Below are 18,604 nucleotides of genomic sequence, written 5' to 3'. Positions count from 1 at the left end.
GCTACGCTTCAACGACGTCGCGACCGGCTGCAGCATCACGCTGTATGCGCCGCGCGGGCGGATCGCAGCCGCACGCCGGCCGCCCCCGCGCGAATAAAACACTTCTGCTCAGTGCAGCGTACGCAGCGCTTCGTCGACGAACGCATTGGTGTAGGTCCGATCGACCTTCACCGACCCGTAAGCCGGATTCGCCGCGGCGAGCACCTGCCACTCCTTCGTCGCGCCGTCGTCCGGCATGCGTCCGTCGTTCGCGAACATCGGGATCTCCTCCTTCAACACCTTTAGATAAGCCACGCGGTCCTTGCCGCTGATCTCCGGCGGAATGACAGCCAGGAGCTGCTCGGGGGAATGGGAATTGATGTACTGCAGCGTGCGCACGAACGCGCCGGCCAGGTGCCGCGCAATCTCCGGATGCGCCCGAACGCGTGCGCCCGACATGTAAACCGTGCTCGACGGAAACAGCGTGCCCAGACTCCGGCGCGTGCCGTCGACCGACGTCAGGTCCGCGAACACCGTGGCCACGCCTTTCGACTCGTAGAGATCCCCGTCGGGCGTCGGCGCTATGACGAAATCGGCGCTTCCGTCACGCAGCGCGTCGACATTCTTCTCCTTGCCGTCGGTTCCGAGCCGCGTGTAATCGCCGATGCCGTGACCGCCCGCCAGCACGAGCGCGTTCGCGACCGTGCTCTTCGACGACCCAGCGCCGCCCGCAATGAAACGCGCGCCCTTGAGGTCAGTCACGCTCTGGTATTTCTCCCTTGCCTGGTTCGCGACGAGCACCTTCGCGCCCGGCGTCACGCCGAGCGTGACAACGGCCTGCGTATCGATGCCGCGCGCCTGGTTAACCACGTTGTGATGGTAGTAGGCGACCACCGCGTCGACCCGTCCGTCATTCAGCATGTCGGCCGTCGACACGTCGTCGCGGATGTTCATGACAGTCACGGCCATCTTGCCGTCGTTCAGATAGCCGAGACGCTCCGCCAGCACCACAGGGAAATTGCGGATGGCCTTAATCTCGTCGACGAGCAGGACGATGCGTTGCGGCGCCGCATCGGCAGCGGGCGTGACCGGTTCGGCGGCGCTTGCCTGCCCACCGACCATGCAAGCGGCAACGAGCGTAAGTGCGATTTTTTTCATCGGATCTTCCTTGCGAGCAGAGAGCTCATTGACTTACGGCGATGGGATCGGCGATCACCACCTGTTCTTCGGTGCGCACGTTCTTCTTGCTGTCGCTGATCGCTTTCCATTCAGGGTTGTGCGTCAGGCGCTCGCGGACTTTGTCCACCACCGCCTCGCGCGCGCTGAGGGCCGCCTCGTCCCTGTACTGCAGGAGTACCATCGCGGTCCACTGGCGGCCGGCCGGAAACTGGCTCGTATAAAGCGAATAGCTCGACAGGACGCCCTCGTCCATCCATCCCTCGAATTGCGGAATCACATAGGCGTCCGCGTACTTCTCGTAGTCGCCGGCTGAGACCAGTGTCTTGTACGGGATGACCACGTAGACCGGATTCGCCGCCTTCGCGTCGAGCGCCTCCGCGCGTTTGGTATCAACCGGCGTCGTATGGATTGAAGTCGTCACCGCGAGCGCCTTCCCGGACAGCGCCGCGGGCTGCGCCTGCTCGAGCGTACGCCAGCGGTACAGGTCGTCGGGCGTCGCGAACGTCAGCAAGGCCATTGCGTCCCAGTTGTCCGAATCGGCATAGCGATTGAACAGCAGGCTGTATTGCCTGATTCGCCCGTCGTGCTTCCAGCGCGCGAGCTCGCGCGCGGTCGACTGCGCCAGCTCGTGGCGCAACGCGGGCCGGTTCGCGGGCAAGGTCTGGTAGGTGATGATCAGCGACAGCGCGTCGTTATCCGACGGCTCTGTCGCCCGCGCCGCGCTGGGGGGCAGCATGCCCGCCAGTACGACCGCGATGGCGAAGACACGGCCGATGGCCAGAATGGAGAGAAGATTCATGATGATTCGGTGAAGGTTGGGCATGGAAAGGGCTCCACGTTTTTTCAGAAATCGATCTTGGCCACCATCCGCACGCTGCGGTCCATTCCTGTGCCAAGCGTGCCGGTCTGCACCGAGTTCCAATAACGCTTGTTGAACAGGTTGTCGACGGCCACCCTGATGTCGACGTGCTTGCCGGCGATCCGGGTCGCGTAGCTGGCGCCGAGCGAGTAGATGGTGTAACCGGGGATGTAGCCCTGGTTCTGCGGGTTCACCGGGCGCTTCGTGATGAACGATGCACGCACCGTGAGCGACAGGCCGGGGAGCCAGAGCGGACGGTGCGTCAGTGCGATGTTGCCGATCCACTTCGGCGTATTCTCCGGCGTACGGCCCTTGATCGTCATGTCGAATTCCGGGTTCTGGACCGCGTGCAGGTACTGGACGGCTTCGGACAGCGACCACTGGCGCGAGATGTCCTGCGTGAGCACGGCTTCCGCACCCCGGTATTCGATCGTGCCGTCGTTGGCGAAAATCTGCGTAGCCGGATTGGTCACCGCGTTCGCGCGCGTGATGTCGAACACGGACGCACTGAACTGCAACCACCTGAAGTAGTGATCGCGCACGCCGAACTCGTACTGCGTCGACACCGCGGGCGCAAGGACCTGGTAGGCGTTCTTCGCGTTTGCGGGGGCGACGCCGCCATCCTCGATGCCTTTCATGTAGCTGGCGAACAGCGTGGTGGTCGGCAGCACGTCGTAGAGAATCCCGAATGCCGGAGACCCGACCCAGGTCGCTGACGACACCACGCCGTCGTTCGACGACGACCGACTCTCGCGGAAGCCGAGCAGCAACTTCCACTTCGACCCGACGCCGATCATGTCGTAGGTATAGAGGCCGGTATCCGCGTTGACCTGCTTTGGCAGCGACGTGTCGGGATGGGTCGGCACCGGAGTGGGCAACGGGATGGGATCGAAGATGTTGACCCGCACCGGCAACACGATCGTGTTTTGTCTGGGTGTCTCGGCGATGCGCTCGCTGCGCGACACGCCGAACGTGATGTCGTGCGAGAGCGGACCCGTGGCGAATTGACCGAGCAGTTCTGCCCGCTTGTACTTGTTGAAGTAGACCTGCTTCACCTCACTGACGGTCGGGATGCCGCCTGCCCCGGTGAACACGTTGTATCCGCCGATCCGGGTCGTCGAGCGCGAGCGATCCGAATCCGACTGACCGATTTCGACGAGCGCCTTCCAGCCGGGCGCAATGTCGTAGTCGACCCGCCCCTGGAAGTTCGTCGTCTTCGCGGAGAAAACCGCCCACGGGCCCGACAGCAGATTCCTCGGATCGGGCACGCGCGGCAACGCGATGTGTCCGTTGACCGCAGTCGGCAGGCTGATGCTGCCCTGCTCGACGACCTCCTTCCGATAGGTCTCGACATCGAACTGGAAATGCAGGCGGTTGGTGACCTGCCAGTCGGCGCCAACGCTGCCGAACCAGCCGCGCCCATTCGCACCGTGCACACCATTTTCGAGGTGCGTATCGGATGCGTTCACGCGGAGGCCGACCTGCTTTTCGCTGCCGAATCGATGGCTAACGTCGGCCGCGACGCCGAACTGCCCGAACGAGTTGCCGAGCAGCGCCACCGAGGCGACGTCGTTGTCCATCGGCGCGCGCTTCGTCACCATGTTGAGGATGCCCGCGGGGCTTGCAACGCCGAACATCAGCGCGTTCGCGCCCTTCAGCGTCTCCACGCGCTGCTTGTCCTCCGCCGGCACCGACATCACGTTCGCGGTCGGCAGGCCGCCATTGAGCCGGTAGTTCGCGAACAGGTTGACCTTGATGCCGCGAATGCTGGCCGCGTCGGCAGGGCTGCCCGACGAGTTGGTCGGCGCGACGCCGGCCTGGTTCTTGACCGCGTCGGTCACGCCTTCCGTCGCGGTCTGCAGCGCGCCGGCGCCCATCACCTCCTTGGTCATCGGCAGCGATTGCGTGTTGCCGAGCGCCTGCGCGTCGAGTCGCGCCGTAATCACCGACGTCGCCGGCACGAGCTGCCTCGGTTCGTACAACTCCGCGGCATCGCGGATCCGCCCTCGCAATTCATCCCGGATCTTCTCGGCCTTCTTCACGAGCACCTCCTGGTCCTCGCCGACGCGGTACGGCATCACCACGCCGAGCGCGCCGATCGTAGCGCCGCCGGCGTCCTGCAGCGGCAGTTCCACTTCGAGGCGATCTCCTTCGCGGCCGACCTCGACATGCGGCTTGCCGGTCTCGATGACACGCCGGTCGTCCGCATCGGCAGGCTTGCCGATGCGCCCGATGTTCGACGCGATGATCGGATAGTCGCCGCTCCCGCCCGGGCGCGCCACGTGCATCACGAGCGCCATCACGTCGCGGCGCTTGCGGATCACCTCGTCGACGAGCGTCTGCGCGTACGGATTCTCCGGAATGCCTTTGGTCGGGAGCACCGGATCGAAGAGTTCGTTCCCGTAGCGGATCTGCCGGCTCAGCTCGTCGCGGATGAGTGCGCCCGCCCGGATCAACGCCTCCTTGTCGAGCCCCGACCCCGGCGGATACGGGAACGTCACTTCGACTTCGCCGATCACTTTGCGCGTGACGTCGAGCAGCGGCAGATGCACCTCGACGTTCTGGTCGCCTCGCTTGTTCACTTCCACGAACGGCGTACCGGTCTTGACCACGTCGAGATCGTCGGGGTCCGACTTCCTGCCGATCCGGTTCGCGGACTTGGCCGCGACGATGACGCTTTGCGTGCCGCCGGGGGGGCGCATATGAAGATCCAGCTCGACGAGCTCCGGGTGCAGCGCGACCGTGCGGTCCACCAGCTGCTGCGCATAGAGCTTCGCATGTCCGGGCCGCGGCGCGAGTGCATTCTCGCGCGTGCCACCGTCGGCCTGCGCGTAGAGCGCCGGCGAAAACAACGCCATGACGGCCATTGCCACCATCGTTCTTCCAATCACCACGGTCTCCTCCAGCTTGATTGGATTATTGGTCTTCGATCCGGTCCGCCGCGGCGGGCATCGCGCCCGATGGCACGATGCCCGCGTTTGCCCCGCCGGTCAGATGTCCAGCACCAGCAGATCCCCTTTCGCGCGCGAACAGCAGGGTGTGAAATGTCCGTGCCTCTCCCGTTGCGCGGCGGTCAGCACGCAGTCGAGATGGTCGACTTCGCCGACGATCACCCGCGTGATGCAGGTGCCGCAGACACCCTGCTCGCACGACGTCGGGATCCTGACGCCGTGTTCGGCCAGCGACGCGACGACGGATTTGTGCTCGGGAATCCGGTACACCTTGCCCGTGCTGACGAGCTGCACGTCGAACGCATGCGTCGCCGTGGGCTTCTGCGCAATCGACGCGAAGCGCTCGCAGTGCAGCTGCCGCTCGGGCCAGCCGCGATTCCGTGCGGCGCACAGCACCGCATCGATGAACCTCGCGGGTCCGCATATGTACAGATGCGTGCGAGGCGACTGACTGTCGAGCACGCGCTCGATGTCGAAGCGTTGCTCCGCGCGTTCGTCGCTGAAGTGGAACCTGGCCCGGCCGGCGAACGGCGCCCGCACGAGCCGCTGCACGAACGCCGCGCGCGACTGCGAGCGTGCGCAATAGTGCAGCTCGAAATCGGCGTGGCGCCGCGCGAGCCGTTCCGCCATGCCGAGGATCGGCGTGATGCCGATCCCTCCCGCAAGCAGCAGCGAACGCGGCGCGGTCTCGTCCAGCGCGAAGTGATTGACCGGCACACCAATGTCGAGCAGATCGCCTTCGTGAACCCGCTCGTGCATGGCCGCCGATCCGCCGCGCGAATCCGCAACGCGCAGCACGGCGATCAGGTAGCGCCGCCGCTCGCGCGGATCGCCGCACAGCGAGTACTGGCGCACGAGACCGTCGCCAAGATGCACGTCGATATGCGCGCCGGCCGCGAACCGCGGCAGTTTGCGTCCCGCCGGATCCGTCAATTCGAACGCGCACACACCGTCGGCCTCGACCGTTTTCTTCGCGACGCGCACGGTCAGGCGTGCGCCGCTCGCCACCGGACGCCACTTGCGCCGCAGGACGTTCCGGACGCCGGTGTAAGCGAGTACCGGAACGCACAGCGCGCCGAACAGCAGCAACAGTTGCCCGAATACACCGCCAATCGCGCCGGTGTGCCACGACAACGCCCAGAAATACAGCTTGTGCCCGACGCTGCTCCGCGAATACGGGACGAACCGCAGCACCTTGCCCGTGTATGCGTCGATGAACAACATCGTGCGTGCATTCGGATGCGGCGCTGCGCGATCGATCAGGTACATCTCTACCGGGTCACGCGATTTCTCGGGGATGTGCAGCAGCGCATCCTGCGGGTCGGGCGACAGTGCCTGTGCGGTGCGCCAGGAGCTTTCGAGCGTTTGCCGCCTTGCGCCGTCCGCGGGCACGGCCGATTTCGGCGGACTGGCGGGCTGCGGTGAACCGGTGATCGCATAGATGCCGTGCGCGTACCAGTCGAACGCCCACGGCAGCCCGGTCAACACCGTCAGCAGCAGGATCGCGCTGGCATAGAGACCGATCGTCCGATGCAGCCGATACGTGAATGCCTGTCCACGCGCGCCGGGTCCGGTCGTGAACGCGACTCGCCAGCCGTGACGTGAGCGTGGCCACCAGAGCGCGATGCCGCCACCGATCATCAGCATGCCGAACAGGAGCGCGCTCGTGCCGGTAATCACGTTGCCGTGCTTCATGAAGCGGAACTGATGAAACTGCTCGAGCGTGCCGAGCAGGCCACCGTAGCGCGAGCGTTCGCCCAACACGTCTCCAGTGCAAGGATTGAGGTAGACGAACACCTGGTCGGTGAAGCGCACCATCGCGGACGGCATGCGCGGCGCATGGTGCTTGCCGGCGACCAGCCGAATGTAGTCGAGCGTCGCCGACGGCCGGGATGCGGCCGCATTCGCGGTCAATGTGTCAAGCGGTACGCGCGCCGCGCAGGTCGGCACCGTCAGCAGATCGCGATTGAGCACCGGCTCGAGGCTGGGCCGGAATGCGATGGATGCACCCGTGATCGCCATCAGGAGAATCACGACCCCGACGGTCAGGCCGCACCAGCGATGGATCTGCAAGACGAGCGGACGGAATGCGGGTTTCATGGGTTGCCTAGGCGACGACTGTTGATGTCCATCATCTTTGTTGGCGAACCTGAATGAAGTCTGAATTCAGCGCAAAGTCGGGGTAAGTCCCAACTCATTGCGCGTGACTTATCGCCCCACGACCCACATGCGCGCTTCCAACCTGAAACAGACGCGAACGCTTCCTGAATTTGCGTTCAGAAAAATCGGGAAAACCCCCGCAGGGCCATGCTTCGCTTGTCACGGACATCCGCTTGCGCTAGCCTGAAATTCCCTCGCGTTCGCGCTTTTATCATGAAGATCCTTATCGTCGAAGACCAGCGCAAGCTCGGCCTGTACCTCAAGCAGGCGTTAAGCGAACGCGCGTATACGGTGACGTGGGTTGAAAGTTGCGCCGAGGCGCGCGAAGCGCTATGCGAGTCGAGCTATGACGTCATCGTGCTCGATCTCGGCTTGCCCGACGGTGATGGCCTGGAGCTGCTTCGCGAATGGCGCGCGGCCGGATTCAATGAGCCGGTGTTGATCCTCAGCGCGCGCGACGCCGTCGAGGATCGCGTCAAGGGCCTCGATGTCGGCGCCGATGACTACCTGCCTAAGCCGTTCAGCCTGGAAGAACTGCTCGCGCGCATGCGCTCGCTGCTTCGCCGCCAATCGTCCGTCAAGGAAACCGTGCTTCAGCATGAGGGCATCAAGCTTGACCTGCTGAGCCACACCGTCCATCTGAACGGCAAGCCGATCGATCTCACCAGCCGCGAGTTCGCGTTACTGGAAGTCTTCCTGCAGAATCCCGGCCGCATCCTGACCCGGACGCTCATCGCGGAGAAGATCTGGGAATCCCATTACGACGTCGACACCAACCTGCTCGACGTTTACATGAGCCGGCTGCGCGGCAAGTTCGAGGCGCCGCTCGGCAAGCCGCTGTTCAAGACGGTGCGCGGCGTCGGTTACCAGCTGCTATGAAATCCATCGGCGCGCGGCTCGCCATCTGCTACGTACTCGCTTCGACTGTCACGTTCGCGTCGCTGTTTCTTGCCGGACGATACTTCATCGAACATCACGCGATCCACGCGCTGGATCTGCTCAACCAATCTGAGTTCGAACAGATTCGCGCCAGCCAGACCGCGCTCGGTACGAAGCTGTCGGAGGCGGAGTTGCGCAAGCGTGTTCAGGCGATGATGTCCGACAAGCTCGAACTGTTCTTCACCGAGATTTACGGGACGGCTGGGACGGTGGTGTTTCGCTCCCCGGGCCTTCACGGTCGCGATATCGCTCCGTCGCCTCGCCACCAGGCGTTCAATGCGAATGTTGAAGGACTGGGTGAACTGCGCGCGGGCAAGTTCGCGCTCGGACCGTACACGGTCGTGGTGGCAACGACGAAAGAACACGTACGCGTGGTAATGACCGCCTATGAACATGCTTTCTACGGATTGCTGATCGTCATGATCGCGGTCAGCAGCGTGATCGGCTACGGCTTCAGCCGAATGGCGCTACGGCCGCTGCGGCTGATCCAGGACACGGCCGACCACATCCGCTCGGACAATCTGAGCGAGCGCATTCCGTTGTCAGGCGCGCGCGACGAGATTTCGGACCTGGCGCGCCTGCTCAATCAGATGTTCGACCGTCTCGAAGCGTCGTTCGACCAGATCCGGCGGTTTACAGCTGAGGCCTCCCACGAACTCAAGACGCCCCTGACGCTCGTGCGCCTGCAAGCCGAGAAACTGGTCGTCGACGGTCAGTTGACGCCAGCGCAGGAACAGGCGGTGCAAATTCAGATCAAGGAACTGGCCCACCTCCAGCGCATCATCGAGGACCTGCTGTTCCTGTCGCGTGCCGACGCACACGCGATTTCGCTCGATCTGAGGCCGCAGGACCCGGAACTGTTCCTGCAGAACTTCGCGCAGGACGCCCACGTACTCGCCGAACACCGCGAGCAGCGCTTCTTCCTGACCCATCACGGCAGCGGACAGGCCGCAATCGAGTCGAAATGGATCCGCCAGGTGCTCCTGAACCTGCTCAGCAACGCACTGGCGGCCTCGCCTCCGGGAAGCCGCGTCACCTTGCGTTCCACGCTGGTGAACCAATGCTGGCAGGTCCGCGTGGAGGACGAGGGTCCCGGCGTAGCCGCCGAACAGCGCGAGCGCATCTTCGAACGCTTCGTGCGCATCCGTCGTCCGGGCGACGAAGACAAGGGCAGCGGCCTGGGCCTCGCCATCTGCCGCAGTATCGTCGAGCTGCACGGCGGCCACATCTTCGCGGAGGCCGGGCCGGACGGCCGCGGGTTGTCGATGGTCTTCGAGATTCCCGCCGTCACGCCGTCCGACACCGCCGGCAATATCCCCTTCAACGCGCCGCTCCATTCCACCGACCCCGCCTGAGCATACAGCGGGCGCGAGTCACAGGTCGAGCTGATAACCGACGTAATAGGAGAAGCGATTAGTGTCGCTCACGTGAGTGAGGCCGCGCCCGGCGGAGAACAGGATGCGGTCGTGCTCCGTCAGCCCGTAGGTGCCGCCGAGGTTGAAGCCAATCGCGGACGGATCGTCCTTGGTCGCCACCCCGGTGTAGAAGACCTCGCCGCCAAGCTGAAGTCGTTCGCCGAACTTGCGCAGGACGGCCCAACCGCCGGTCCAGTAACCCTTCTGTCCCGCATGGCGGTTGACGACGTATCCACCACCGCCGAACGTCGTCCAGTTACCGATCGTCTTCTGCGTCCACAGCGGTAGCAGCACGTGCGCGTGGCCGTCACCGAGGCTCAGGTGGTCGTTGCCGGACGGCAGTGTGACGCTGGGCGCGAACGCGACCTGCGGACGCCAGCCCGCCTCGTCCTCGGTGATGAAGCGGTACTTCGCGCCCAGTTCGGTATCACCGAATCCGTAATGGGTGCGATCTCCGGTTTCGTGCATGAACGCCATGCCGACCGTCGCGGTGATCTGCAGGTTCTCCACCAATCCGTAGTTGATCTCGAGACCCGGCAGCGTGCCGCTGTGACTGCCGGCGCGCACGGTGCCCGACGCGGCGGCATCGATCTCGAAATGCCCCCGTTCGACGGGTTCCGGATCGTCGGTCACGAACGGCGGGCCGGCAAGCGCGCCATGGCAAACCAGGCATGCGCCGAAGGCGAGCGCCGCCTTGACGAATCGCGCATGATACGGGGCGCGGTACGCGGCCGACTCCGGATGACGGGTGGACGACATGAGGCCGATTCTCCTGATCGAAGGGTGGCCGGCGCTGCGTGCGAGCGCCCGGCATGAGGCACGAGCGGGATGGGTCAGGACGGTTGGGGCGGGCAGATGCGCGGCGACGCGTGGCCGGCCGGCGCGAACTGCGGATGCCGCGCCGGTCCGCCAGATACGCGGACCGGCGCGGCGCGCGGGGATCAGTGGCCCGCGTCGGAGAACTGCGGCGGTCGCCATTTCAGGAGCTTGTTCTCGAGCTGCGTGAGCACGAACTCCGCACCCAGCGCGACGACGGCGAGCACGATCATCGCGGCGAACACGCCGGCCGCGTTGAACGCGCCCTGCGCGGTCGAGATCAGCAGCCCGATCCCTTGCTTCGAGCCGAGAAATTCACCGACCACGGCACCCACCAGCGCGAACCCGAAGCTCACGTGCAGGCTCGCCAGGATCCAGCTCATCGCGGCCGGCAGCACGACCGTCAGCGTCACGGCGTGCTTCGAGGCGCCCAGGATGTGCGCGTTCGCGATCAGATTGCGGTCCGCCTCGCGCACGCCCTGGAACGCGTTCGAGAACACCACGAAGAACACCATGACGAAGGCCAGTGCGACCTTGGACGCCATGCCGAGCCCCAGCGCGATGATGAACACTGAGCCGAGCACCACGCGCGGGATCGAGTTCGCGATCTTGATGTAGAGGCTGAAAACGTCGGCGAGCAGCTTGTTGCGGCCCAGTAAGATCCCGGCGAACACGCCTGCCACGCTGCCGATCAGGAAGCCGAGCCCGGTTTCCTCCAGCGTCACCAGCACTTGCACCCAGAGCGGGCCTTGCGAGGTTCCCTCGGTGAGCCACTGCCAGATCTGCACGGCGATCAGCGAAGGCGTCGAGAAGAAGAAAGGATCGATCCAGCCCACGCGCCCGGCGAGTTCCCATCCGCCCAGCGTGACGACCAGCACCGCGAGCCGCAGCACATACACCAGCGTCTGGCGCCGACGTATGCTTGCCTGGGCGCGGACTTCCACCTTCCGCAACTCGATCTCATTCGATACGGCTCCTGCCATCGGGGTATTCATGTTTTTCCTTAGCGCGCCGCCAGGCGCTCAGATGTGGACCTCGTCGCGAAGATCGTTCCAGATCTGCCGCGACAGTTCGATAAAGCGGGGGGAATAGCGCGCTTCCGCGACATCACGCGGGCGCGGCAGGTCGATTTCGTACGACGTCTTGACGGTCGCCGGTCCGGACGTCAGCACGAATACCTTGTCCGCGAGCGCGATGGCCTCCTCAATGTCGTGCGTGACGAACACCACCGATGCGCCATTCACGCTCCACAGATGCAGCAACTCGTCCTGCATCAGCATGCGTGTCTGGACGTCGAGCGCCGAGAACGGCTCGTCCATCAGCAGAATCTCAGGCTCATTGATGAAGGTCTGAGCCAGCGCCACGCGCTTGCGCATGCCGCCGGAGAGCTGGTGCGGATAGTGGCGTTCGAAACGAACCAGACCGACGCGGCGAATCCATTCCATCGCGCGCTCGTACGCCTGCGCCTTGTTCTCGCCGCGGTACAGCGGACCGGCCGCGATGTTATCGAGCACGCTCTTCCATGGGAACACCGCGTCGGACTGGAACACGAAACCGATGCGAGGATCGATGCCGGTGACTGGCTTGCCCCAGATCCTGACCGCGCCGGCGCTCGGCGCGGCAAGGCCAGTGATCAGACTGAGCGTAGTGGACTTGCCGCAGCCGGTCGGGCCGACGACGGCGCAGAACTCGCCCTTCGCAACGCACATGCTGAAGTTCTGCAGCGCCATGATCGCTTTACCCTCCGGGCTGACGAAGCGGCGGCTGACACGATCGAGTTCAATCGCAGGAACGTCGTTCGACGCAGCGGCGGGATACAGCATGGTTGCCTGGGAGGCTGTCATTGGATTGCCACCTTTAGGAGATTGGATTCGACGAAACGCCCGCGACGGCTCGCTGCCGGGCCGTCACGCGGGCGCGGCTACTTGACCTGCGCGGCGTTGACGAACTCGGTGGTGAAGGTCTTCGACAGGTCGATTTTGTGCCCCATCACAGCTCTATCAAACGACCCGAGCACCTTGAGCACGGTGGGCGGCCCCGATTCCGGCATGCGGCCGTCGGCGATGAACGACACCTTGCCGTTGGCCAGCGCCTTCATGTATGACGCGCGGTCCCCAGCGTAGTAGTCGGCGGGCATCTGGGCGGTAATCTCCTCCGCGCTGTGTGTATTGATGTAGCGCAGCGTCTTGACGAACGCGTTCGCGAGTTTCTGCACCGTCGCCTTGTGCGACTGTACCCAGTCGTTCTGCATGTACAGACTGGCCGCCGGGTACAGGCCGCCGAGCCACTTCTGCGTGCTCTCGGGCGAGCGCAGATCGACCAGGACCTGTGCGTCACCGGTGTTGACGAGGCGCGAGACCGTCGGTTCGGTGGTCATGCCGCCGTCGATCTTGCCCTGCTTGAGCGCGGCGATGAATGTGTTGCCGGCACCGACGGGCAGCGACGTCATCTCCGACGTCTTCACGCCGTGCGACACGCCGAGGTATTGGGTTAGGAAGTTGGTCGACGAGCCAAGCCCGGTGACGCCAAGCGTCAAGCCGCGGAAGTCGGCGGGCGACTTTACCTTGCCGGCGAGCTTCGACGAGATCAATTCGACTTCGCCAGGCGTGTGGCTGAACTGTACGACGGACTCGATGTACTTGCCTTTCGACTGCAGGTCGATCGTGTGGTCGTAGAAGCCGACGACGCCCTGCACTGTGCCGGCGACCAGTTCGTTCTCGGCATCGACGCCCGCTGCCTCGTTGATGAGTTCGACGTCGAGGCCCTGCTCCTTGAAATAGCCGAGCCGCTCGGCGAGCTTGGCCGGCAGGTAAATCTGCTTTTCCATGCCGCCGACCATCAGGGTGAGCTTCTCGGCAGCATGCGCGGCCGGAACCAGGGTGCCGAGCACCAGCGCGCCGGCAGCCATGCGCAGGACAGTGTGTTTCATGGGATGTGCTCCTCCGGTTTCGATAGGTATGGCGTACCGCCATCCATGTGGCGTTAGCGCCGTGTCCCGGATCGCGACAGATGGGCTCACGGAACGGCTTCAGTTATACGGGGCAACCTTAAAATCAGGCTGAACGGAAAATGAATCTCCATTCAGGGACCGCCGACGCCGCACGCGACGCGCGCCGTGACCGATTCGCGCGGCGCCTACCTGAACTTCGCCAGCTCTTCGCGCGCCTCCGCCGCGTTCAGCGGGAAGTACGCCGAATAGCGCACCGGCTCCTGGCCGTCGCGGCTCAGGATGTAGCGCAGGAACGCTTTCACCGGCGGCGTCAGCGGACGGTTCAGGCGGATGTACATGTAGCGTGTGAGTGGATACTTGCCGCTCGCCGCATTCTCGGCATCGAGCGCATAGAACGGCTCGCCGTCCCCGCGCGCCACCGCCAGCGTCTTGAGTCCGGGGCCGCCTTCCTCGAGTCCGCCAAAGCCGATCGCGCCCGGATTCCCAGCGATCGCGCGCGCAGTGTCGTCGATCGATCCCTCGTGGACAGCGCTGTTCCACGCTCCGCCTGCCAGCACCATGACCTGCATCGACATCGCGTTCGGCGCGACGTGCGGCGGGATGTCGATCGTGATCGGACGGTCGGCCCACTCGCCGGTCAGGCCAAGCTGGCCCCACCGCGTGATACCCGGGTTCTGCCGCAGGATCGACGCCAGTTGCGCCAGCGTGACGCCGTTGAGCGGATTGTCCGGATGCACGAAGATCGCCTGAGCCGTGGTCCGTTGCGGCGTGTTGAAACCGCCGCGCGCGACGCGGATTTCGAGCGGCGCCGCGTGACGGATCTGCGTACAGGCAGCCCGCTCGTCCGGCCAGAGTTCGCGGCCCATCGGCGCCATCGCGGTGTCGCCCGCGAGCAGCGCGTGAAACCCGTTCAACGTGCCGAGGTGTTCCCATCGATCGCCCTTGCGCACGGCGGGCTGTACGTGCTTGAAGCCGTCGATCCACGTGTCCATCAGCGACTTCATCCCGTCGCTGCCGACGCTGTCGATCTCGCCGTGCAGGCCGGCCACGGGACGATAGACGGCCAGTTGCGCGTCAAGCGGCGGCAGGAAGCCGTCGAGCTTCGCGCGTTCACGCGCGGCCTGCGCGGCGGTGAGCGGCGCGAAGCGTTTCTGCGCGGCGACGATCGCCTGACCCTCGTCGCTCAGCGCAAACGCCACGAACGCCTTGACCTTGGGCGGCAGCGGCGCGCCGGGACGCCGGTTCACGGCGAGATAGGCCGCCTGCCCGTCGAGGCTCGCGACGCGAACGAACAGCGGCGACTTCATCATGTCGCCTGCGAACTGGTGCGCGTACGGCTGCAGCTCCGTCTGTAACGGCTCCCGCGCGAGCGGTGCGATATCGGCGTCGCCGAACATGAGCGCGCCGAATGCGGTCGCACTGCCGGCGTGCCGCCAATGCGGCCCGCGATGGATCCCCGGCTGGCGTCGCTCGAAGGCGGCCAGCCACGCGTCGAGCAGCGGCCCCATCGCGTCGTCCCCGACGCTGCTGAGCGTTCCGCTCAGGTTCGGGAGCGATCGATAGGCCGGCAAGCCTGCAACGGTATCGGCCGCCTGCGCAATGCACGGCGGCATGAGTGCCAGACAGGCCGCAAGCAGGAGGCCGGCTCCGGTACGACGAGGGCGCGCCGCGGGCGCGCATACATCCTGCGAGCGCAATGGCCGGGACGAGCATGACAGGGGCGGCATCGATGGCGATGCGCGCCGCAATGGAGAATCGAAAACAGGCACGGGGGTCTCCTGCCGGATGTGGAGAATGGCGCGCAGCGGCCCGGCTTTCGGTCAAGAACGCCGCCCCGCCATCACGCCCGGAGAAGCTGCCCCGACGGTACGGCGGCACGCTGAAGCCAACCTGAATCGATGCTGAAAATTCGTTCATGCTCGGCAAGGCGTTCCATGAACGGATTTTCAGAATGTCTTCAGATTGCGTTCATCCGGCGACACTATCGTTGGACGCATGGCATGGGCGCTGCGCCGTTCGCCGCATCTCGCGCAGGCCGGCGCGATCACCGCGTTTCAACTTTCGCGCCGCCTGCCTCAAAATGGAGCGGCAGTGGAATCACGCACGCTTTGAACAAAGGAGGAGACATCTCGTGAATCGAAACCAACCCTGTTGCGGGACGAACCGGCGCATGCCGCGCCGCCGTTCGGCTCGCCTGATCATTGCCACTGCCGCGGCGTCGGTCTGGGCCGTGGGCGCCGCGGGCGCCGACACCCCATCCACGCCGATGGTCGAGTGGGTTGTGCCCGCGCTCAAGACGGTGGCGCCGCAAACCAAGGAACAAGCCGATGATGGGATGAAGGTCGGACGCGCGCTGGCCGAGCCGGAGATCCTGCAGCCGCGCCTCGACTCGGCCCTGCCCGACTACCAGCCCCGCACCGACCTCAAGCTCGCCGGCACGTTCAGGGGCGCGGCTTCCGACGTGCTGCCGTCGCTCGTCAACCGCTGGATCGAAGGCTTCAAGCAGTATTACCCGAACGTCGACATCCGCATTTCCCCACCGTACGCGGGCAGCCTCGGCGCGAAGGAGCTGGTCAAGGAGAAGCTCGACTTCGTGTTCGTCTCGCGCGAGCTCAAGCCGGACGACGTCACCGACTTCAAGGCGAAGTTCGGCTACGGCCCGCTCAGCGTACCGATTTCCGGGGGCTCGTACCGGCATTTCGGCTTCCTGGACGCGATCGGCTTCTTCGTCAACAAGGACAACCCACTGGAAAAGCTCAGCTACGACCAGATCGACGCGCTCTACTCGCGCACGCACCTGCGCGGCGGCAAGCCGATCAAGACTTGGGGCGACCTCGGTCTCACCGGGGAATGGGCGGACAAGCCGGTGCACGTCTACGCGATCAAGCCGTGGAACGGGTTCGAGGAGTTCATCCGGCAACGCGTGCTGAGCGCCAACGGTCAACGCGGCGAGTGGCGCGACGACATCCATTACGACAAGCTCGTGTTCCCGCTCGCGAAAGACGTGGCCGACGATCGCTACGGCATCGGATTCTCGGGCATCGCCTATATCGACGCGCCCGTGAAGATGCTGCCGCTTGCCGCATCGGACAACGGTCCGTACGTCGCGCCGACGTACGAGAACGTCGCGCTGGCGACCTATCCGCTGAGCCGACTGATCTATTTCAACACCAACAAGGCGCCCGGCAAGCCGCTCGATCCGGCCATCGCCGAGTTTCTCTGCTACGTGCTGAGCAAGCAGGGCCAGCAAGCCGTGATCGATCACGCGATGTACGTGCCGCTGCGCGCGCAGCAAGCGGATAGCTCGCGCGCGATGCTCGCCAACTGACCGCGCGCCGCTCGTCTCCCCCTCGCCACCCCGGCGCCGCGTGCCGGTCCCGCGCATTCCCGCCGGGCGGCGCCGATTCCAGGAGTGTCCACATGCACGGACCCATCCGCGCCGCCACGGCGGCGCTTTTGCTCGCCTCGGTCGTGTCTGCATACGCCGCCACGACCGCCGCGCCCTACGCGCAGCAACTCGTCGATACCACGCTGGCCGCGCATCCCGAGCTGACGATCCTCGCGCTGCATGTCACCCCACCGACGGGAAGCGACAACGTCATCATCGCGTCGAACATCGGCCGTATCGGCAAGTCCGCCGATGCCGACGACCTGGCCGTGCTCGACAGCGGCCAGCCCCGCGTCGAGGTGACGAAAACCGGCGATCTGTCGGTCGAGCTGCCGATGCGCGACGCCAACGGCAAGACGATCGGCGTTATCGGCTCGACATTCCGCTACGCGCCGGGCGTCGATCGCAACATGATCGTGCGCCGGGCCGAGCAGGTGCGCGACGAGCTGGCCGGAAGCACGCCATCGCTCGCGGCGCTGTTTCAACCCACGCACTGACTGGCGTCGTCTGTCTGAAAATCTATTAAGGATACCTTCAGGTCGGGTTCAGCTTCATGGCCCACCATCGTGGCAAGGCGAAAGCATCGCCGATGCACGACGCGCGTCGGCCGGGCCGACCCACCCCGATACGCAGCACGCAACGAATCGTCCCGCCGAGGGCGAACTCACGAGTACATCTTCAATCAGGAGACGCACATGAAACAGACGCAGAGGGTTGGCGGGTTGCGCAGGTCTGCGGCGGCTTCGGCCGCGGCAGTGATCGGCATCGCGGCGCTGGGCGCGCTGACGTCGCCGCCGGCATTCGCCCTGAAGTACGCGGCCGTCGAGCATCACCTCAAGGTCGACCCGTCGATACCGATCTGGCATCCGGGCGAAGTCCAGTCCGTGCCGGAGGAAGGCCTGCGTCTCGTCGGCGCTGACGTAATGGATGAAATCACGCTGGGGTGGATCAAGATGTATCGCAAGGCCTATCCGCGCCTGAGCGTCACCATGGAAGCCAAGGCGTCCGGTGCCGGCGGCCCGGCGCTGACCAACGGCACGGCGGACCTGGCGCCGGTCGGGCGCGAATTGCTGCCGGCCGAGGAGCAAGCCTTCGTCGACAAGTTCGGCTACAAGCCGCTCGCCATTCGCGTCGCGACAGGCAGTGTCGGGTCGCTCGGCAAGACGGCGACGTCGGTCGTGCTGGTCGACAAGGACAATCCGATCAAGGGATTGACGCTGGCCCAGCTCGACGCGATCTATTCGAAGACGCGCAATCGCGGCCACGCCGAGATCACCACGTGGGGCGACGTGGGGCTCGGCGGCGAATGGGCCGACCGGCCGATTCACCTCTACGGCCTGAAGCCGGTCAACGGCATCGAATACTTCCTGAAGCTGAACCTACTAGAAGGCGGCGAATACAAGGACAACATCCAGTTCGTCAAGGGCAAGGGCTTCACGCATGCGTTCACGGTGGCCGCCGAGGACATGGCGACGCACCCGGGCGGGCTCACGTACGCACTGCTGGCCAACGTCACGCCGAACGTGAAGGTCGTGCCGCTGGCAGCCAGCGAAGGCGGACCGTTCCTCGCGCCGACACTGCAGAACGTGTATACGCACAAGTATCCGCTCTCGCGCTATGTGTACATCTTCGTCAACAAGAAGCCCGGCGAGCCGCTGCAGCCGAAGATCAGGGAATTCCTGAAACTGGTGTTGAGCCGCGAGGGACAGGACGTGGTCGCGAAAGAAGGCGTCTATATCCCGTTGACACCGGCCGTCGTCAAGGCAGAGCTGGCGAAGCTCGATCAGGCGGAGTGACCATGCGACGCGCGAACGCGCAACCGGCGCCAGTCGTCGTGACGGCAACGGTCGTTGCGACGGCCTCCCCATTTCAGGCTGAATTTGCGTTCAGATCGCGTTAACGCTCGTTCAAGGTGGCGAGCCTACACTCGACTCGCACCTGCTTCCATGACGCCCATCGGGCAAAGAG

Annotated in this window: 14 protein-coding genes; 5 read left to right on the top strand and 9 right to left on the bottom strand. The window is 65.0% G+C overall.

Going from position 1 to position 18,604, the window contains the following annotated elements; translation table 11 throughout:
• Nucleotides 1–108 precede the first annotated feature (108 nt).
• From HDG37_RS33860 to HDG37_RS40140, 4 genes are all read right to left on the bottom strand, one after another.
• Nucleotides 109–1,137, bottom strand: coding sequence for an ABC transporter substrate-binding protein (locus HDG37_RS33860; protein WP_184055255.1), 1,029 nt, complete (start codon nt 1,135–1,137; stop codon nt 109–111).
• A gap of 25 nt (nt 1,138–1,162) precedes the next feature.
• Nucleotides 1,163–1,957 (bottom strand): hypothetical protein, encoded by a 795-nt coding sequence (locus tag HDG37_RS33855; RefSeq protein ID WP_184055253.1) that lies wholly within the window; start codon nt 1,955–1,957, stop codon nt 1,163–1,165.
• 44 nt (nt 1,958–2,001) lie between these two features.
• A complete protein-coding gene (locus HDG37_RS33850; RefSeq protein ID WP_311541743.1) occupies nt 2,002–4,911 on the bottom strand; it encodes a TonB-dependent siderophore receptor in 2,910 nt (969 codons plus the stop codon).
• Nucleotides 4,912–5,007: 96 nt separating this feature from the next.
• A complete protein-coding gene (locus HDG37_RS40140; protein WP_184055251.1) occupies nt 5,008–7,068 on the bottom strand; it encodes a PepSY domain-containing protein in 2,061 nt (686 codons plus the stop codon).
• A 273-nt stretch (nt 7,069–7,341) separates the two neighbouring features.
• On the opposite strand from HDG37_RS40140, the gene HDG37_RS33840 reads away from it, so the two are divergent.
• Both HDG37_RS33840 and HDG37_RS33835 read left to right on the top strand, forming a co-directional pair.
• Nucleotides 7,342–8,007 carry a response regulator transcription factor gene (locus HDG37_RS33840; RefSeq protein WP_018423281.1) on the top strand — a complete coding sequence of 222 codons (666 nt, stop codon included), beginning with the start codon at nt 7,342–7,344 and terminating at the stop codon, nt 8,005–8,007.
• A gap of 215 nt (nt 8,008–8,222) precedes the next feature.
• Nucleotides 8,223–9,422 (top strand): ATP-binding protein, encoded by a 1,200-nt coding sequence (locus HDG37_RS33835; RefSeq protein ID WP_221312236.1) that lies wholly within the window; start codon nt 8,223–8,225, stop codon nt 9,420–9,422.
• An 18-nt stretch (nt 9,423–9,440) separates the two neighbouring features.
• Here the strand turns inward: HDG37_RS33835 and HDG37_RS33830 are convergent, their stop codons facing one another.
• From HDG37_RS33830 to HDG37_RS33810, 5 genes are all read right to left on the bottom strand, one after another.
• The gene (locus HDG37_RS33830) at nt 9,441–10,460 is read right to left on the bottom strand and encodes a hypothetical protein (protein ID WP_184055247.1); all 1,020 of its coding nucleotides are present in this window, start codon (nt 10,458–10,460) and stop codon (nt 9,441–9,443) included.
• On the bottom strand, nt 10,424–11,293 hold the full coding sequence (locus HDG37_RS33825) for an ABC transporter permease (RefSeq protein WP_184055245.1): 870 nt from the start codon (nt 11,291–11,293) through the stop codon (nt 10,424–10,426). Before HDG37_RS33825 ends, HDG37_RS33830 begins: the two co-directional genes overlap by 37 nt.
• A gap of 27 nt (nt 11,294–11,320) precedes the next feature.
• Entirely contained in the window at nt 11,321–12,142 is an 822-nt protein-coding gene (locus tag HDG37_RS33820) for an ABC transporter ATP-binding protein (protein ID WP_409260264.1), read from the bottom strand.
• 77 nt (nt 12,143–12,219) lie between these two features.
• A complete protein-coding gene (locus HDG37_RS33815; protein ID WP_184055244.1) occupies nt 12,220–13,227 on the bottom strand; it encodes an ABC transporter substrate-binding protein in 1,008 nt (335 codons plus the stop codon).
• Nucleotides 13,228–13,433: 206 nt separating this feature from the next.
• On the bottom strand, nt 13,434–14,861 hold the full coding sequence (locus HDG37_RS33810; protein ID WP_184055242.1) for a substrate-binding domain-containing protein: 1,428 nt from the start codon (nt 14,859–14,861) through the stop codon (nt 13,434–13,436).
• A gap of 557 nt (nt 14,862–15,418) precedes the next feature.
• Between HDG37_RS33810 and HDG37_RS33805 the strand changes: the two genes are divergently transcribed.
• The 3 genes from HDG37_RS33805 to HDG37_RS33795 all read left to right on the top strand — a co-directional run bounded on the left by HDG37_RS33805 (nt 15,419) and on the right by HDG37_RS33795 (nt 18,432).
• Entirely contained in the window at nt 15,419–16,576 is a 1,158-nt protein-coding gene (locus HDG37_RS33805; protein WP_184055240.1) for a PstS family phosphate ABC transporter substrate-binding protein, read from the top strand.
• Nucleotides 16,577–16,704: 128 nt separating this feature from the next.
• Nucleotides 16,705–17,133, top strand: coding sequence for a hypothetical protein (locus tag HDG37_RS33800; protein WP_184055238.1), 429 nt, complete (start codon nt 16,705–16,707; stop codon nt 17,131–17,133).
• Between the two features lie 198 nt (nt 17,134–17,331).
• Nucleotides 17,332–18,432, top strand: coding sequence for a PstS family phosphate ABC transporter substrate-binding protein (locus HDG37_RS33795; RefSeq protein WP_184055236.1), 1,101 nt, complete (start codon nt 17,332–17,334; stop codon nt 18,430–18,432).
• The last annotated feature ends 172 nt before the right edge of the window (nt 18,433–18,604 follow it).

The sequence above is a fragment of the Paraburkholderia sp. MM5384-R2 genome (genome assembly GCF_014201025.1).
Lineage (GTDB): Bacteria > Pseudomonadota > Gammaproteobacteria > Burkholderiales > Burkholderiaceae > Paraburkholderia > Paraburkholderia tuberum.
This window is presented reverse-complemented; position numbering and strand designations above follow the sequence as displayed.

Coding starts and splice junctions, on each gene's coding strand:
- HDG37_RS33855 (WP_184055253.1), bottom strand. CDS start 1,957: ATGAATCTTCTCTCCATTCTGGCCATCGGCCGTGTCTTCGCCATCGCG.
- HDG37_RS33815 (WP_184055244.1), bottom strand. CDS start 13,227: ATGAAACACACTGTCCTGCGCATGGCTGCCGGCGCGCTGGTGCTCGGC.
- HDG37_RS33805 (WP_184055240.1), top strand. CDS start 15,419: ATGCCGCGCCGCCGTTCGGCTCGCCTGATCATTGCCACTGCCGCGGCG.
- HDG37_RS33795 (WP_184055236.1), top strand. CDS start 17,332: ATGAAACAGACGCAGAGGGTTGGCGGGTTGCGCAGGTCTGCGGCGGCT.
- HDG37_RS33830 (WP_184055247.1), bottom strand. CDS start 10,460: ATGGCGACCGCCGCAGTTCTCCGACGCGGGCCACTGATCCCCGCGCGC.
- HDG37_RS33835 (WP_221312236.1), top strand. CDS start 8,223: ATGTCCGACAAGCTCGAACTGTTCTTCACCGAGATTTACGGGACGGCT.
- HDG37_RS40140 (WP_184055251.1), bottom strand. CDS start 7,068: ATGAAACCCGCATTCCGTCCGCTCGTCTTGCAGATCCATCGCTGGTGC.
- HDG37_RS33810 (WP_184055242.1), bottom strand. CDS start 14,861: ATGCCGCCGTGCATTGCGCAGGCGGCCGATACCGTTGCAGGCTTGCCG.
- HDG37_RS33860 (WP_184055255.1), bottom strand. CDS start 1,137: ATGAAAAAAATCGCACTTACGCTCGTTGCCGCTTGCATGGTCGGTGGG.
- HDG37_RS33820 (WP_409260264.1), bottom strand. CDS start 12,142: ATGACAGCCTCCCAGGCAACCATGCTGTATCCCGCCGCTGCGTCGAAC.
- HDG37_RS33825 (WP_184055245.1), bottom strand. CDS start 11,293: ATGAATACCCCGATGGCAGGAGCCGTATCGAATGAGATCGAGTTGCGG.
- HDG37_RS33840 (WP_018423281.1), top strand. CDS start 7,342: ATGAAGATCCTTATCGTCGAAGACCAGCGCAAGCTCGGCCTGTACCTC.